Consider the following 15,783-nt stretch of genomic DNA (forward strand, 5'->3'; position numbering starts at 1 on the left):
CAAGTGGTGCGGCCAACCGGTCTGGTCGACCCGCAAATTGAAGTGCGCCCGGCTACCACCAAGTGACGACCTGCTTTCGGAAATCAAAAAAACGCAGCGCCATCGACGAGCGTGTTTTGGTGACCACCCTGACCAAGCGCATGGCCGAAGACCTCACCGACTACCTCGCCGACCACGGCGTGCGCGTGCGTTATCTGCACTCGGACATCGATACCGTGGAACGCGTAGAGATATTCGCGACCTGCGCATCGGCGCGTTCGATGTGCTGGTGGGCATCAACCTGCTGCGTGAAGGGTTGGATATGCCCGAAGTGTCGCTGGTGGCGATTCTCGACGCCGACAAGGAAGGTTTTCTGCGCTCCGAGCGCTCGCTGATCCAGACCATCGGCCGCGCCGCCCGTAACCTCAACGGCCGGGCGATTCTGTATGCCGACCGCATGACCGGTTCCATGGAGCGTGCCATCGGCGAAACCGACCGCCGCCGGGACAAACAGATTGCCTTCAACCTGGCCAATGGCATCACGCCCAAAGGGGTGAAGAAAGACGTTCAGGACATTCTCGAAGGCGCCGTGGTACCGGGCTCGCGCAGCAACAAACGCAAAGGCATGGCCAAGGCGGCCGAGGAAAACGCGCGCTACGAAAACGAACTGCGCTCGCCGAGTGAAATCAACAAACGCATTCGTCAACTCGAAGAGAAGATGTACCAGTTGGCGCGGGACCTGGAGTTCGAGGCGGCGGCGCAGATGCGCGATGAGATCACCAAGCTGCGGGATCGGTTGTTGAAAGTCTGACCAACCCCCGTCATCCCCGCGCAGGCGGGGATCCAGACTTTCGAGTCGTGCGTAAATATCCGTATGGTCCGAGATTCTGGATCCCGGCCTGCGCTGGGATGACGGTGGTGGATGGGAAGTCGGTGTTACTGGTCGCCAATCCCCAACGCCACCATCTTCTTGTACAACGTCGAGCGCCCCAATCCGAGGCGCTTTGCCGCTTCCACCACATTGCCGTTATGCGCCGCCAGGCTTTGTTCGATCAACTGGCGCTCAAACGCCGCGCGGGCGCTGTAAAAGTCTTGGTCGCCGCCGACATTCACTGCTTTGCCGGCAGGCAATGGACTAAACCGGCCAATCGCCGTCCGCAGCGCCGCCGCCGTCAGCAACGGTTCATCACTTAGCAACGCCGCGCGTTCCAGCACATTGCGCAGTTCTCGGATATTGCCCGGCCAGGCATGGCTGCCGAGCAGGGCGAAGGCCTCAACCGTCAGGTCGAAATGGCCGCGACCCAGCTCCTCGAGAATTGCATCGCACAGCGCCGGCAAGTCGTCGAGACGGTCGCGCAGCGGCGGCACGGGAATCGGCAGCACGCTCAGGCGGTAATACAGATCGGCGCGAAAACGCCCATCGGCCACCGCGTCTTCCAGGTCTAGCGAAGTGGCGGCGATCAGGCGGATATCGCTGCGCAGCATCTGGTTGGAACCCACCGGCTCGAATTCTTTCTCCTGCAACACGCGCAGCAATTTGCTTTGCAGGGCCAGCGGCATATCGCCGATTTCATCGAGAAACAGCGTGCCGCCCTCGGCCAGTTGCAGCTTGCCGGAGCGGCCTTTGCGGTCGGCGCCGGTGAAGGCGCCAGGAGCGGTGCCGAAGAATTCCGCTTCCAGCAGGTTCTCCGGAATGGCCGCGCAGTTCACGCTGACAAAGGGTTTGTTCGCCCGTGCACTGGCGCTGTGAATGGCATGGGCGAGCAGTTCCTTGCCGGTGCCGGTCTCACCCAGCAACAACACCGGGGAGTCCGTGGTGGCGGCGCGCCGGGCGTGGCGCTTCACTTCCAGGCTGCGGGCGCTGGTGCCGATAAAGTGCGCGAAGCTGTATTTGGCCTGCCGCGCTTGTAGCAGCGAGCGAGTGGACGCCAGCTCCTGCTGAATCTGGGTAAAGCGCGTCACCAGCGGCGCCAGGCGGGTGACCTGGTCGAACAGGGCAAAGCCAATGGCGCCGATCACCTTGCCGACGGCGTCGTGAATCGGCAGACGCATCACCACCAATGGGCCGCTCGGCGTGTCGAGCATATCCAGCAGAATCGGTTCGCCGGTCTGTGCCACCTGGCGCATCAGGCTGCCGGGAATGATTTTCTCCACTTCCTGGCCGACCGCCGCTTTGGCGCTAGGCTGACCGTAGCGCCGGGCATAGCGCTCGTTCATCCAGACGATGCGCGCGTCCTTGTCGACAATCACCGTGCCCTCGCTGGACTGCTCAACGATCTCGAACAACGAACGGATCGCCAATTGGCGAACCTGCCGGTAGTCCTTGAGGTTGTCGGCGTCTTTCATGGGGCGCGGGCCTTGTAGGGAGGAGGGGGCAAGGGTGCCAGAAATGGCGGCGCAGCGCATACAGCGGGAACTAAACGCAGCGGCGCGCCACTACCACACTGTGCGGTTTAGAGCGTTTGCGTCAAAAGCATCGCGGCTGAAGCCGCTCCTACAGGCAATTTCGGTCCATTGTAGGAGCGGCTTCAGCCGCGATGCGGTTGTGCAGGCGCCGCCGATAACCAAGCCACAACAACAACGATGAGGTTCGCGGATGAATACTCAAGTCGAAGAAAGCCGCTACGCGCGTTTCGCCATGCGCTGTTCCAACTGGGCGGAACGCTGGTTCCCCGATTCCTGGGTGTTCGCCACCTTGGCGGTGGTGCTGGTCACCGTAGCGGTGCTGGCCATGGGCGCGCCGCCAGCGCAGGCGGCCAAGGCGTTTGGTGACGGCTTCTGGAGCCTGATCCCGTTCACGATGCAAATGGCTTTTGTGGTCATTGGCGGTTATGTGGTGGCCAGCTCCGGGCCTGCTTCGCGCCTTATCGACGTGCTGGCGCGCGTACCGAAAAACGGCCGCTCGGCGGTGGCCTGGGTGGCGTTGATTTCCATGTCGGCGTCGTTGCTCAACTGGGGCCTGAGCCTGGTGTTCGGCGGCCTGCTGGTGCGGGCGCTGGCGCGGCGGGAAGAGCTGCATATGGACTACCGCGCCGCCGGCGCAGCGGCGTACCTGGGGTTGGGCGCGGTGTGGGCGTTGGGGCTGTCGTCCTCGGCGGCGCAGTTGCAGGCCAACCCCACCAGTTTGCCGCCGTCGATTCTGGCGATTACCGGGGTCATTCCGTTCACCGAAACCATCTTTCTCTGGCAGTCCGGCGTGCTGCTCTTGGCGCTCGTGGTGGTGTCGTTGGTAATTGCTTATGTCACCGCGCCCAGCGCCAGCAGTGCACGGGACGCCAAGGCTTGCGGCATCGACCCGAGCTTTAACGCGGCGAAACTGGAAAAGCCCACGCGCCCCGGTGAATGGCTGGAACACAGCCCGCTGCTGATCATTTTGCTTGTGCTGCTGGCCGCCGGTTGGCTGGCTCAGGAGTTCGCCAGCAAGCCGGCCATCGTCGCGATCTCCGGGCTCAATACGTACAACCTGCTGTTTCTGATGGTAGGTGCATTGCTGCATTGGCGGCCGCGCAGCTTTCTGGATGCGGTGGCGCGGGCGGTGCCGACTACCACCGGCGTGCTGATTCAGTTCCCGCTCTACGGCTCGATTGCCGCGATCATGACCACGGTAAACGGCAGCGACGGCCAGACCGTGGCGCACCATATCTCCACGTTCTTTGTGCAGATTGCCTCCCACGACACCTACGCGCTGCTGATGGGCACGTACTCGGCGGTGCTGGGGTTCTTTATTCCGTCGGGCGGCGGCAAGTGGATTATCGAGGCGCCGTATGTGATGCAGGTGGCCAACGAGCTGCAATACCACCGCGGCTGGGCGGTGCAGATCTACAACGCCGCGGAGGCGCTGCCGAACCTGATCAACCCGTTTTATATGCTGCCGCTGCTGGGCGTGCTGGGGTTGCGGGCGCGGGATCTGATCGGGTTTTCGTTTGTGCAGTTACTGGCGCACGCACCGTTGGTGCTGTTTCTGCTGTGGGCGTTGGGGACGACGTTGCAGTACACGCCGCCGGTGGCGCCTTAGGTTTATTGGGCGGGCGGCTGTTCGCCGCTTGCCTCAGCTGCCGGCGCGGCTTCACTGCTTTCCACCGGAGCGGGGTCTACGACATCCGCCGGCGTTTCCGTCATCGGCTGCTCCACCACCGGCGGCGCCGCTTGCAGGGCGGCAGCGTCCGGCGTGGCTTCTGGCGGCACCGGCGCCGGTTCACTGATCGGCAATTCGGTCGCCATCGGTTCCACCACCGGTTCAGTAACCGGCGCAACGGCTGGCGCGGCAGCCGGCTCGATCACCGGCGTCACCACTTCCTGAATCACCGGCGCGGTAGCCGGGGCCAATGCCTGCGGCTCTGGAATACCCAGATCCTGCTCGGGCGCCGCCGGTGCCACGGGCACAGCCGGCTTCACCTGCGGCGGCAGGAACAGTTCAACCAAGCCAAAAAAGCGCTCATAGAACTTGGCGGATGACACCGTCTCACTGGCCACTTTCACCAGCGAGTCATCGGTGGAGCCAATCGGCATCGACACCGAGCCCAATACACCCACTCCCAAACTGGCCGAGTTATTGAGCTTCTTCAGCGCATAACGGTCCTGCAGGGCGTTGGCGAACATGGTCGAGTGGTGGTCCGTGGCGCCGCCGTCGGTGCACACCACGTTGAAGGTGATTTCCAAGTGGTTATCGCCACTTTGCTGAAAGCTCTTGTGGCCGCTGACCTGCTTGGGGTCGGCACTGGTGATGATGTAACCCTGGCTCAGCAATGCGCGGCGCGCGGCCTCGCAGGACACCGCGTCGCTGCTGGCGTAGTTGCGTGAGAAGGTGCCCGAGTCGGCGAAGTCTTCGTGCTCATAGACGGCGGTGTTGTTCGAGGAACAGCCGGCAGCGCTTGCCAGCACCAGCGCCAGAGCGGCGCACTGCAGCGTGAATGGTTTGAACATTGGGGGTCCGGGCCAAAATAATGCGTCGCGTATTGTGCCTCAGAAAACTCCTACATGGTGTGTCGCTATTCATACACAGTCGGGCGCTCTAAATCCGTTACTGCGCTCTGACTACAGTTCTAAACATTTCTCCCCTTGCGTGTGTTGGGTGGTGCGTGGAATAGTCCGACCAAGCAAGTGCTTGGTTTTTGTTTTGCATGCAGTTTCCCCACAAAAATAATTAGGAGGAGGCCCTGTGACAAATGCTGCCGTTTTGCCCCTAGAGATTTTCTTCCAGCGCGAGGCGCGCCACCCCGACAAGCGCTATATGGTGCAGCCGCTGCCGGGTGGCCAGGTGCTGGAGCTGAGCTGGTCGGATGTCGGCGACCAGGCCCGCCGCGCCGCCAACTGGCTGCGTGCCCAAGAACTGCCAGCGGGTAGCCGCATTGCGCTGGTATCCAAGAACTGCGCGCACTGGATCATCACCGACCTGGCGATCTGGATGGCCGGCCATGTGTCGGTGCCGCTGTACCCCAACCTCACCGCAGACTCCGTGCGCCAGGTGCTGACCCATTCCGAGGCCGCGCTGGTGTTTGTCGGCAAGCTCGATGACTGGGCCGCGATGGCGCCAGGTGTTCCCGAAGGCGTTCGTACCATCGCCATACCGCTGCACCCCGAAGGCACCTTTGATGTGGACTGGAGCGAGCTGCAAGCCTGCACGCCCATCCGCGACAACCCCATCGGCGGCCACGACCAGCTCGCCACCATCGTCTACACCTCGGGCACCACCGGCACGCCAAAGGGGGTGATGCATAACTTCGGCAATTTCGCGTTTGCCTCGAGCAGTGCTTACGACTTGTTCAAGGCCTCCGAGGACGACCGCCTGCTGTCCTATCTGCCGCTGTGCCATGTGGCGGAGCGCATGTTTGTAGAGCTCAACTCCCTGTATGCCGGCGAGACGGTGTTCTTCGCCGAAAGCCTCGACACCTTCCTGGTCGACCTGCGCCGCGCCCGGCCGACGCTGATGTTCGGGGTACCGCGCATCTGGACCAAATTCCAGATGGGCGTGTACAGCAAGATGCCCGCCGAGCGTTTGGACTTTCTGCTGAAAATCCCGCTTATCGGCAAGCGCGTGGGCCACAAGGTGCTGGTGGGTCTTGGCCTGGACGCTGTGCGTTTCGCATTGTCCGGCGCCGCGCCGGTGCCTGAAGCCTTGCTGCACTGGTACCAACGCCTGGGCCTGGATGTGCTCGAGGTGTACGGCATGACCGAGAACTGCGGCTACTCGCATATCTGCCGCAAAGGCAAAAACCGCCCCGGCTGGATCGGCCAGGCCAGCCCCGGCGTGGAAGTGCGCATCAGCGAACTCGGCGAAGTGCAGGTACGCAGCCCCGCGACCATGCAGGGCTATTACAAAGACCCGGAAAAAACCGCTGAAACCATCACCGAAGACGGCTTCTTGCGCACCGGCGACAAGGGCGAGCAAGACGCCGAGCACTACCTGCGCCTGACCGGACGGATCAAGGAAATCTTCAAAACCAGCAAGGGCAAATACGTGGCCCCGGCGCCGATTGAAAACCTGTTGGCGGTGCACCCGCGTATCGAGCAAGTGTGCGTGGTGGGTGACGGCATGCCGCAGCCGATGGCGCTGTGTGTGCTCTCAGATGTCGGCCGCGAAGAAGCGCTGAACGGCTCACGGCCGGCGCTGGAAGGCAGCTTCAAAACGCTGCTGGCCGATGTGAACGCCGCGTTGGATAAGCATGAGCAACTCAGCGGCCTGATTCTGCTCAAGGAAGTCTGGGCAGTGGACAACGGCTTTCTGACGCCTACCTTGAAGATCAAACGCAGTGTGGTGGAGGACGCCTATGCCGGGCGCTTTGCCGAATGGTCCGGTCGGCGCGAAGCGTTGGTCTGGCATGAATGACTGATAAGGAGTTGGCATGAGTTTGTGGCGCACCCCCCCGGATTTGCAGGCCTTGAACAACCTGCGCAAAAACACCATCAACGAGGCGCTGGATGTGCGCTTCGATGCGTTTGACGACGAGTCGATTACCGCCAGCATCGTGGTCGACTCCCGCACCCACCAACCCTACGGTCTGCTGCACGGCGGCGCCTCGGTGGTACTGGCCGAAACCCTCGGCAGCACCGCCAGCTACCTGTGCATCGACAGCAGCAAGTTCTACTGCGTGGGCCTGGAAGTGAACGCCAACCACCTGCGCGGCGTGCGCAGTGGGAGGGTGACGGCGGTGGCGCGGCCGGTGCATCTGGGCCGCACCACCCACGTGTGGGATATCCGCCTGAGCGGTGATGACGGCAAACCCAGCTGCATCTCGCGGCTGACGATGGCGATTGTGCCGCTGGGGAATATGCCGCCGCTGGTGTGATGCAGCCCTTTAATCCCACACCGTCATCCCTGCGCAGGCAGGGATCCAGAATTCCGGAGCGGTCTTCGTTCTCCTGCAAGACTCTGGATTCCCGCCTGCGCGGGAATGACGGTGTTTTGGATGGATTGGCGTGAACACCCAGGTTTATTCCCCTGGCCGTATCGCCATCATTCCCGGCACTTACAGTCATTGCCCCTCGCCGCTTGCTTACGGACAATCGCCCGAGTTTTGTTTCTGGAAGTTCCGCGTATGTCGCAACCGGTGTTTTTCGCCCACGCCAACGGCTTTCCTTCGGCCACGTACGGCAAGTTGTTTGCCGCGCTGGCGCCGGATTACCACGTGCTGCATTTGCCGCAGCACGGTCACGACCCGCGTTTTCCGGTGAATGACAACTGGAGCAACCTGGTCGACGAACTGGTGCACCACCTGCGCGAGCTCTCCGAGCCGGTGTGGGGCGTCGGCCATTCCCTCGGTGGCGTGCTGCATTACCACGCCGCATTGCGCCACCCCGAGCTGTACCGCGGTGTGGTGATGCTCGACTCGCCGGTGCTGACCCTGGCCGACCGCATCGTCATTCGTGCAGCCAAGCGCTTCGGGTTTATCGACCGCATTACCCCGGCCGGCCGCACGTTGGGCCGCCGCGAGGCCTTCAGCGATTTCGCCGAAGCGCGTGATTATTTCTCGGCCAAATCACTGTTCCGCCGCTTCGACCCCGAATGCCTGGACGCCTACGTGCAGCACGGCCTGCAAGCCGATGGCGAGGGCCTGCGCCTGCTGTTCGATCCGGCGACCGAAATCAGCATTTACCGCAGCGTCCCGCACAGCAATCCTGGCCGCCCGCAACAGTTGCAGGTGCCGCTGGCCATGGTCCGTGGCCGTCACAGCCGCGTGGTATTGCCCCATCACACCCGTTCAATCCGGCGCCTGCCGCATTGCCAGTACCTCACGCTGCCAGGCGGGCATATGTTCCCGCTGGAGCGCCCGCACGCCACGGCCGATCTGCTGAAAACCCTGTTCGATCGCTGGCAAGTCCGTTTGGAGACCGCATGAATTATTCCTTCGAAGAAGTGCGCCTGAGCCTGCCGCACATCGAGCTGTCGGCCCACGTGTTCGGGCCGGAAGACGGCAAGCCGGTGATCGCCTTGCACGGCTGGCTGGACAACGCCATGAGCTTTGCCCGCCTGGCGCCCAAGCTCGACGGCCTGCGCATCATTGCCCTGGATTTTGCCGGCCACGGCCATTCCGACCATCGTCCGGCAGGCGCGCATTACCAGCTCTGGGACTACGCCTACGACGTGCTGCTGGTGGCCGAACAGTTCGGCTGGCAGCGGTTTTCCCTATTGGGGCATTCGATGGGCGCCATTGTGTCGGTGCTGTTGGCCGGCTCTATGCCCGAGCGCATCGAACGCCTGGCGCTGATCGATGGCCTTATTCCCTTTACCGGTGAAGCCGAAGCCGCACCGGCCAAGTTGGGTTCCGCGCTTCGTGAGCAACTGGCCTTGGCTGGCAAGCGCAAGCCGGTTTACGAGAAGGTGGAGCAGGCCGTTAAGGCGCGCATGAAAGGCGTTGGCGGGGTCAGCCTGGAAGCGGCGCAGTTGCTCGCTCAACGCGGCTTGATGCCAGTGCCCGGCGGCTTTACCTGGCGCACCGATAGCCGCCTGACCTTGCCATCCCCGCTGCGCTTTACCCAGGCGCATACCGATGTGTTTGTGCGCAGCGTGGCCTGTCCGGCATGCCTGGTGGTGGCCGAAGGCGGCATGCTGCATGCGCAGCCGCAGGTGGTGAGTTCGCTGGAAGGCACGCCGATCAAGGTGGAGCGTCTGGTTGGCGGCCATCACTTGCACCTGGATGACGAGGCGGGCGCCCAGGCAGTCGCAGACTGTTTCAATCGGTTTTTCGCCGCGCCTTGACTTGCCCCGGCCAACTGCGGAGGCTGGGCAGCTTCCGCTTGGCTGACAGGGATTCGCCATGATCGACCTCTACACGGCCGCCACGCCCAATGGCCACAAAGCTTCCATCGTTCTCGAAGAACTCGGGCTGGCCTACCAAGCCCATATCCTCAGCTTCGACAAGAAAGAACAGAAAACCCCCGAATTTCTCGCCATCAATCCCAATGGCCGGATTCCCGCCATTGTCGACCGCGATAACGATAACTTCGCCGTGTTCGAGTCCGGCGCCATTCTGGTTTACCTCGCCGAAAAATCCGGGCAATTGTTACCTTCGGACGTCAAAGGCCGCTCCACCGTCATGCAATGGCTGATGTTCCAAATGGGTGGTGTCGGCCCGATGCAGGGCCAGGCCAATGTGTTTTTCCGCTACTTTCCGGAAAAACTGCAAGGCGCCATCGACCGCTACCAACACGAGACCCGCCGCCTCTATGAAGTGCTGGACGGGCAGCTGGGCCGCCATGAATACCTGGCGGGCGAGTACAGCATTGCCGATATCGCCACCTATCCTTGGGTATTGCGCCATGAGTGGGCGGGCGTTTCGGTGGATGGGCTCGAGCACCTGCAGCGTTGGCTGGCGGTGGTTGGTGAGCGGCCGGCCGTACAGCGCGGGTTGAATGTTCCTGCCTCCACCATGGGCACGCCTGACAAGGTGGTGAAGTCCGCCCAGAGCATGCTCATCAAATGACATGCGGCTTAACGAGAAGATCAATGCGACTGTCTAGCCTGTTGGCGCCCGTTGTTATGTTGTCCCTGGCCAGTTTGGCTAACGCTGCCGATCTGCCCGGCAGCCAGGATCTGGAAATACTGCCGCGCTTCCCCCGTGCCGAAATCGTCGACTTTCGCGATGTAGCGGGGCAGGAGCGTATCTACCCACTGGGTTCCATCCGCCGTATCAGCGGCAACCTGCGTTACGAGCGGCAAGTGGACAGCCTCGGGCGTATGCGTTCGGTCACCTACGAGCTGCCGCCAGAACACAGCTCCGGCCAGGCCTTCAATGCTGCACGCGACACCTTGCAGGAGCAGGGCGCCGAGTTGCTGTACTGGTGTGAAGCGCGCGAATGCGGCGGCAGCAGCCTGTGGGCCAACTCGGTGTTCGGCAATGCCAAGCTGTTGGGCGCGGACGACCAGCAAGCCTATTTGCTGTTGCGCCTGGCCGAGCCCAAGCAGAACACGTTGGTGGCGCTCTACAGCATTACCCGGGGTAACCGCCGGGCGTATTTGCATGTTGAGCAACTCGATAACCAGGCCGATCTCGGCGAGCTATTGCCCGGCCCGGCCACCTTGCTGCGGCAACTGCGCAATACCGGCGAGCTGGATTTCGCCCGCCTTGATGGCGAGCCGGTGGATGCCTGGGCAGAATTGCTCGGCCGTACGCTCAACCAGGACAGCACCTTGCGCGTGAGCCTTTCCGGCAAATACGCCGAAGCCTGGCGCGATGCGTTGGTGACGCAGCGGGTGAGGGCGACCCGGATGGAAATCGACCCAGCGCAAACAGACGGCCTATCCTTTAAGCTGCTGCGCTAGTCGCCCTGACCCCGCTGGAGAAACACATGCTTAATAACGACCGCTTACTGGTCCAGATTCTGTTGCTCGCTTTGTTAGGCGCGGCGCTCTGGGTGCTGGCGCCGTTCTTCTCCGCGTTGTTCTGGGGCGCCGTGCTGGCCTTCGCCAGTTGGCCATTGATGCCCTTGCTTACACGCTGGCTCGGCGGGCGCACGTCGCTGGCTGCGGGCATTCTCACCGCCTGCTGGATGTTCTTGGTGGTGCTGCCATTGGTATGGCTGGGCTTTAACCTGGCCGACCATGTGCGCGACGCGGTCAATCTGGTCAAAGACCTGCAGGTACAAGGGCTCCCGGCGCCGCCTGAGTGGCTGGGCCGCGTGCCGTTGGTGGGCGAGCGTTTAGTGGGCTGGTGGATGACCATCGACCAGCAGGGCGCCGCCGTATTTGCCAGCGTCAAACCCTACCTCGGCGAAGTCGGCAACTGGCTGCTGGCGCGCAGCGCCAAAATCGGCGGCGGCATGCTGGAGCTGTCCCTGAGCCTGGTGCTGGTGTTTTTCTTCTACCGCGATGGCCCGGCCTTGGCCGACCTGGTCCGCCAAGGTTTGCACCGCTTGATCGGCGCGCGTGCCGACCACTATCTGCACCTGATTGCGGGCACCGTGCAACGGGTAGTCAACGGCGTAATTGGTACGGCGGCGGCGCAAGCGGTGCTGGCGCTGATCGGCTTCTGGATCGCCGGCGTGCCGGGCGCCATTCTGCTCGGCATCCTGACGTTCGTCTTCAGCCTGATTCCAATGGGCCCGCCATTGGTGTGGATTCCAGCCACCGCCTGGCTCGCCTGGAAAGGTGAATACGGCTACGCGATCTTCCTCGGTATCTGGGGCACCTTTATCGTTAGCGGCGTGGACAACGTGCTCAAGCCATACCTGATCAGCCGCGGCGGCAACCTGCCGTTGGTGGTGGTGCTGCTCGGGGTGTTCGGCGGCTTGCTGGCCTTCGGGTTTATGGGCCTGTTCCTAGGCCCAACCCTACTGGCCGTTGCCTACAGCTTGCTGAGCGATTGGGTGAAAACCGATCCGGCAACGCCGGACGTGAGAATCATAGAACAGCGATAGGCAACACAGCGGCGGCGATGGCGGCAGTGCTACTATCGCGGCCGCTTTCGCTGTGCCGCGCACCTAGCGCGAGGGTTGTTTGCCAGGAAGGCGCTTACTTAAACACGGACATCGGTTGAGTCGACTCATGAAAAAAGCAGGAATAGCGGTAGGCGTTGTGGTTGCCATTGGTGCGCTCAGCACCGTCGGCGCGTGGTACACCGGCACCCAGTTGCCGAGCGTGCTGGCCAACTCCATCGTCGAAGCCAACCAGAAAAGCGCCGACGCGCTGCTCGGCACCGGCATTACCAGCAAGCTGGAACTGTTGTCGCTGGACAGCCACCTGTTCACCAGCACCGCCCATTACCGCCTGACCCTCGATATGCCCGCTTCCGAAGGCGAAGCTCGCCACCTGGAAGTGTTGCTGGTCGACAATATCCAGCACGGCCCGCTGCCCGCCGCGCGCCTGAAAAAACTAAACCTGTGGCCGGTATTGGCCACCAGCAACTACGCACTGGAACCCAACGAGCTGACCCAGAAATGGTTCGATGCCGCCAAGGGCCAAGCGCCATTGTTCGGCCAGGTGAGCCTGGGCTACGACCATTCCACCACGGGCACCATTGAACTGACCCCGTTGGATTTCTCGCCCGCCGAAGGCCAGAACGTAAAATTCTCCGGCCTCAAGCTGGATATGGATGTGAGCGCCCACGCCGAAAAAGTCGCCCTCAGCGGCGGCATGAACAGCCTGGTGTTGAGCGGCACCGACACCAACGGTGAAGCGATCAGGTTCGAAGCCAAAGACCTGGTGCTGGACAGCGACCAGAAGCTGGGCAGCGGCGATTTCTACCTCGGCGACAGCAGCGTCAAGCTGGCCAGCATGGAATTCAAGATCGCCGACAAGCCGCCGGTACTGATCAAGAACGTCTCGCAGACCGCCACCCTCGAAGAAGCCGCCGGCAAACTCGCCGGGCATATTACCTACGACATCGGCCAGATCAGCTTTGCCGGCAAAGATATCGCCGGCGTGCAGATGCTCTGGCGCATGAAGGACTTTGACGCCAAGGCCATGCAGTCCTTGGTCGAGCTGTACAAAGACAAACTGGCGCCGGTGCAACAAGCCCAGGCCCTGGGCCAGGAAGCCCCGGAAATGGCCTTCAGCCCCGCTGAAGAAGCCAAGTTGAAAGCCAGTATTGGCGACCTTCTGGCAGCCAAGCCCCATGTGGCGCTGGAAAAATTCGCCATCAAAACCGCCCACGGCGAAGCCCTGGTGAGCCTGGCGGTGGACTTCAACAAGCCTGAGTCCTTCGAACTGCCGGTGCCGGATTTGGCCAAGCAGTTGATTGGCCAGCTCGACGCCAAGCTGTCGGTCGACAAGGCCGTGATCGGCGACGGTGTGCGCGTGCAAGCGGCCATCGCCGGCGAAACCGACCAGAAGGCCATCGAAGATCAAGCCGCCATGTTCACCGAGATGGGCAGCGGCATGGCTCTGGCGACCGAGATGGTGGCGTTGAAGGGCGACAAGCTGGAATCCAACCTGCACTACGCCAATAACGAAGTGATCTTCAACGACCAGAAAATGTCGGTGGAAGAGTTCGTGATGTTGGTGATGTCCAAGGCCGGCGGCCTGGGCGGCGGCGCGGGGGATGAGCAGCCGGAAGGCTATGCGCCGGATGATGAAGCACCGGACGCTGGTGCGTTGGATGAGGAAGCGCCGGAAGAAATGCCGGAAGAGGCGCCAGAAGAGCAGTAATACGCTCTGTGTGTTGGCTCCAATATTCTCGTGCGAGGTTCTAGTCTTGACGAGCTGCGCAGCAACCATAAAAAAGGCCAGTCAATTGACTGGCCTTTTTTGTCGTCGCTAATTTTCGCTGGCGTTTAACCCGCCATGGTCAGACGGTTACGGCCATCGCGTTTGGCCACATACAACGCGCTATCGGCACGGCGCAGCAGGCTGTCCACCGACTCGCCCGGCAGCAGGCAAGCGCAGCCCAGGCTGACCGACACATCCACATGCTGGTTCTGCGCAGTGCACTGCAGCTCCTGCACGGCAAAACGCAGACGCTCACCCACCATCGCCGCGCCTTCGCGGCTGGTGTTGGACAGCAGCACGAGAAACTCTTCGCCGCCGAAGCGGAAAATCATATCGATGTTGCGCAACTGCGCCTTGAGTGTTTCGGCCATGGCACGCAGCACTTCGTCGCCGGTGCTGTGGCCGTAGGTGTCGTTGATGTTCTTGAAGTGGTCCACGTCCAGCATCAGCACCGACAGCGGTTGCAGATTGCGGCGGGCCAGATCGATTTCGCGCTGCAAGGCCTGGTCCATGGCGATGCGGTTGCCGGTATCGGTCAAAGGGTCACGCAGGGCGCACTGCACGGCCTTGCGGTAGAGCAGGGCGTTGCGCAGCGGGAAGAGCATGCAGGCCAGCAGCGATTCCAGTTGGCTCAGCTCTTCTTCGGAAAAACGCTGGTTGCGGCGGAAAATCAGCTCGCCCAGGTATTCGCCTTCATGGTTCAGACGGTAACCGGCCGAATGGGTGGCGCGTACGCCAAGTTCCAGGCGCAGATCGCTGGACGGCTGCTGATAGGCCAGCGCATCCAGGGGCACCAGACGTTGCACTTCGCGGAAGAAGATATCGAGGATGCGCTCGACTTCCAGGCTGGTCTGCAATTGCAGGTTCAGCTTCTGACGCAGGTGTGCCAGAGACACCGGACGCAGCGACTGCGTGCGATTGCTGGCGAAACCCAGGCGCTGCAGCTTGGCGGCGTCAAAGTCGATTGTGTTGGTTTTGCTTGGGGGGACCATACCGGGAAACCTCAGCGCGAAAGTGCGGCGACAGGTTCCCTTTTGCGAATAGTGTGCCAGGTGTCACATTCGTCTTTTTTATTCAACAAAATCAAGTGTTTATCAGTGTTGATACACTACAAGCGGCAAACATTTGCCGCTGTTTTGCCGGTTGTTTGGCGAGGGATGGCAAATTGCCGGTTAGTGGCAGAGGGGGTTCGCCAATTTCTTGTCAGGGAATGCTTACATGGCACTTATGGGCAAGTTACCGTCGTGCCCGCGAAGGGGGGACCCAGATTTTCGGATAGGAATGCGTTCGTCACGAGATTCTGGATTCCGAATCGTCGGACCGCCGCCTTCGCGGGAATGACGGAAGCTTTGCTTACGAGCGAGGTGAATTGAGTGCCCGCGACTACTGAGCGTCGAACGCCTGACCATTAACGCCCTGACTGTCCGGCCCCATCAGGTACAGATACACCGGCATGATCTCGTCGGGCAGCGGATTGTTATGTGGGTTTTCGCCTGGGTAGGCGTGGGCGCGCATATCGGTGCGGGTCGCGCCGGGGTTGATGCTGTTGGCACGCACGTTGGTGATATCGGCCACTTCATCAGCCATGGTCTGCATCAGGCCCTCGGTGGCGAACTTCGACACGCCATAAGCGCCCCAATACGCACGGCCTTTGCGGCCGACGCTGCTGGAGGTAAATATCACCGAGGCATCCGGCGCCAACTTGAGCAGCGGCAGCAGCGTGGCGGTGAGCATAAACATGGCGTTGACGTTCACGTGCATCACGCGCATGAAGTTGTCGCCCGACAGCTGCTGCAGCGGGGTGCGCGGGCCGACGATTGCGGCGTTGTGCAGCACGCCGTCGATATGGCCGAACTCGTTTTCGATCATCACCGCCAGTTCGTCGTACTGGTGCGCCAGGGCGGTTTCCAGGTTGAACGGAATCACCACCGGTTGCGGGTGGCCAGCGGCTTCGATTTCGTCGTAGACGGCGCTCAGGTTGGCTTCGGTCTTGCCCAGCAGCAGCACGGTGGCGCCATGGGCGGCATAGGTTTTCGCGGCAGCGGCGCCGATGCCACGGCCAGCGCCGGTCACCAGAATGGTACGGCCCTTGAGCAGGTCGGGGCGGGCGGAGTAGTCGAACATCTCAAATCTCTCTCTAGAAAAGCCTGGCCGGCGCGCCG

Annotated in this window: 13 protein-coding genes and 1 pseudogene; 10 read left to right on the forward strand and 4 right to left on the reverse strand. The window is 62.0% G+C overall.

Features of this window, described 5'->3' with window-relative positions; all coding sequences use genetic code 11:
- Positions 1 to 790: pseudogene (locus AC0V2S_RS21120) on the forward strand (helicase-related protein); the annotation flags it as partial.
- A 125-nt stretch (positions 791 to 915) separates the two neighbouring features.
- Here the strand turns inward: AC0V2S_RS21120 and AC0V2S_RS21125 are convergent.
- Entirely contained in the window at positions 916 to 2,325 is a 1,410-nt protein-coding gene (locus AC0V2S_RS21125; protein ID WP_475511432.1) for a sigma-54 interaction domain-containing protein, read from the reverse strand.
- Positions 2,326 to 2,575: 250 nt separating this feature from the next.
- Between AC0V2S_RS21125 and AC0V2S_RS21130 the strand changes: the two genes are divergently transcribed.
- The gene (locus AC0V2S_RS21130) at positions 2,576 to 3,994 is read left to right on the forward strand and encodes a short-chain fatty acid transporter (RefSeq protein WP_475511433.1); all 1,419 of its coding nucleotides are present in this window, start codon (positions 2,576 to 2,578) and stop codon (positions 3,992 to 3,994) included.
- 2 nt (positions 3,995 to 3,996) lie between these two features.
- On the opposite strand, the gene AC0V2S_RS21135 is transcribed toward AC0V2S_RS21130, so the two are convergent.
- On the reverse strand, positions 3,997 to 4,902 hold the full coding sequence (locus AC0V2S_RS21135; RefSeq protein ID WP_475511434.1) for a DUF2242 domain-containing protein: 906 nt from the start codon (positions 4,900 to 4,902) through the stop codon (positions 3,997 to 3,999).
- A 235-nt stretch (positions 4,903 to 5,137) separates the two neighbouring features.
- Here AC0V2S_RS21135 and AC0V2S_RS21140 point away from each other — a divergent pair, with 235 nt between their 5' ends.
- The 8 genes from AC0V2S_RS21140 to AC0V2S_RS21175 all read left to right on the forward strand — a co-directional run bounded on the left by AC0V2S_RS21140 (position 5,138) and on the right by AC0V2S_RS21175 (position 13,561).
- Positions 5,138 to 6,805, forward strand: coding sequence for an AMP-binding protein (locus tag AC0V2S_RS21140; protein WP_475511435.1), 1,668 nt, complete (start codon positions 5,138 to 5,140; stop codon positions 6,803 to 6,805).
- 16 nt (positions 6,806 to 6,821) lie between these two features.
- Complete coding sequence (locus tag AC0V2S_RS21145; RefSeq protein WP_475511436.1) at positions 6,822 to 7,265, forward strand: hotdog fold thioesterase; 444 nt, start codon at positions 6,822 to 6,824, stop codon at positions 7,263 to 7,265.
- A 249-nt stretch (positions 7,266 to 7,514) separates the two neighbouring features.
- On the forward strand, positions 7,515 to 8,315 hold the full coding sequence (locus tag AC0V2S_RS21150; protein WP_475511437.1) for an alpha/beta fold hydrolase: 801 nt from the start codon (positions 7,515 to 7,517) through the stop codon (positions 8,313 to 8,315).
- Positions 8,312 to 9,175 carry an alpha/beta fold hydrolase gene (locus tag AC0V2S_RS21155; RefSeq protein ID WP_475511438.1) on the forward strand — a complete coding sequence of 288 codons (864 nt, stop codon included), beginning with the start codon at positions 8,312 to 8,314 and terminating at the stop codon, positions 9,173 to 9,175. Before AC0V2S_RS21150 ends, AC0V2S_RS21155 begins: the two co-directional genes overlap by 4 nt.
- A 58-nt stretch (positions 9,176 to 9,233) precedes the next feature.
- Positions 9,234 to 9,899 (forward strand): glutathione S-transferase family protein, encoded by a 666-nt coding sequence (locus AC0V2S_RS21160; protein ID WP_475511439.1) that lies wholly within the window; start codon positions 9,234 to 9,236, stop codon positions 9,897 to 9,899.
- Between the two features lie 23 nt (positions 9,900 to 9,922).
- Positions 9,923 to 10,738, forward strand: coding sequence for a DUF4892 domain-containing protein (locus AC0V2S_RS21165; protein WP_475511440.1), 816 nt, complete (start codon positions 9,923 to 9,925; stop codon positions 10,736 to 10,738).
- Positions 10,739 to 10,764: 26 nt separating this feature from the next.
- Entirely contained in the window at positions 10,765 to 11,832 is a 1,068-nt protein-coding gene (locus AC0V2S_RS21170; RefSeq protein ID WP_475511441.1) for an AI-2E family transporter, read from the forward strand.
- 127 nt (positions 11,833 to 11,959) lie between these two features.
- A complete protein-coding gene (locus AC0V2S_RS21175) occupies positions 11,960 to 13,561 on the forward strand; it encodes a YdgA family protein (protein ID WP_475511442.1) in 1,602 nt (533 codons plus the stop codon).
- Positions 13,562 to 13,686: 125 nt separating this feature from the next.
- On the opposite strand, the gene AC0V2S_RS21180 is transcribed toward AC0V2S_RS21175, so the two are convergent.
- Together AC0V2S_RS21180 and AC0V2S_RS21185 are read right to left on the reverse strand one after the other, a co-directional pair.
- Positions 13,687 to 14,613: a GGDEF domain-containing protein gene (locus AC0V2S_RS21180; RefSeq protein WP_475511443.1), complete on the reverse strand. Its 927-nt coding sequence runs from the start codon at positions 14,611 to 14,613 to the stop codon at positions 13,687 to 13,689.
- Between the two features lie 391 nt (positions 14,614 to 15,004).
- The gene (locus AC0V2S_RS21185) at positions 15,005 to 15,745 is read right to left on the reverse strand and encodes a YciK family oxidoreductase (protein ID WP_475511444.1); all 741 of its coding nucleotides are present in this window, start codon (positions 15,743 to 15,745) and stop codon (positions 15,005 to 15,007) included.
- Between the last annotated feature and the right edge of the window lie 38 nt (positions 15,746 to 15,783).

It is taken from the genome of Pseudomonas sp. CC11G, from assembly GCF_056174845.1.

Bases quoted from the DNA above. Each gene is read 5' to 3' on its own strand.
- AC0V2S_RS21165 (WP_475511440.1), top strand. From the start codon at position 9,923: ATGCGACTGTCTAGCCTGTTGGCGCCCGTTGTTATGTTGTCCCTGGCC.
- AC0V2S_RS21135 (WP_475511434.1), bottom strand. From the start codon at position 4,902: ATGTTCAAACCATTCACGCTGCAGTGCGCCGCTCTGGCGCTGGTGCTG.
- AC0V2S_RS21185 (WP_475511444.1), bottom strand. From the start codon at position 15,745: ATGTTCGACTACTCCGCCCGCCCCGACCTGCTCAAGGGCCGTACCATT.
- AC0V2S_RS21145 (WP_475511436.1), top strand. From the start codon at position 6,822: ATGAGTTTGTGGCGCACCCCCCCGGATTTGCAGGCCTTGAACAACCTG.
- AC0V2S_RS21160 (WP_475511439.1), top strand. From the start codon at position 9,234: ATGATCGACCTCTACACGGCCGCCACGCCCAATGGCCACAAAGCTTCC.
- AC0V2S_RS21175 (WP_475511442.1), top strand. From the start codon at position 11,960: ATGAAAAAAGCAGGAATAGCGGTAGGCGTTGTGGTTGCCATTGGTGCG.
- AC0V2S_RS21180 (WP_475511443.1), bottom strand. From the start codon at position 14,613: ATGGTCCCCCCAAGCAAAACCAACACAATCGACTTTGACGCCGCCAAG.
- AC0V2S_RS21130 (WP_475511433.1), top strand. From the start codon at position 2,576: ATGAATACTCAAGTCGAAGAAAGCCGCTACGCGCGTTTCGCCATGCGC.
- AC0V2S_RS21150 (WP_475511437.1), top strand. From the start codon at position 7,515: ATGTCGCAACCGGTGTTTTTCGCCCACGCCAACGGCTTTCCTTCGGCC.
- AC0V2S_RS21125 (WP_475511432.1), bottom strand. From the start codon at position 2,325: ATGAAAGACGCCGACAACCTCAAGGACTACCGGCAGGTTCGCCAATTG.
- AC0V2S_RS21155 (WP_475511438.1), top strand. From the start codon at position 8,312: ATGAATTATTCCTTCGAAGAAGTGCGCCTGAGCCTGCCGCACATCGAG.
- AC0V2S_RS21170 (WP_475511441.1), top strand. From the start codon at position 10,765: ATGCTTAATAACGACCGCTTACTGGTCCAGATTCTGTTGCTCGCTTTG.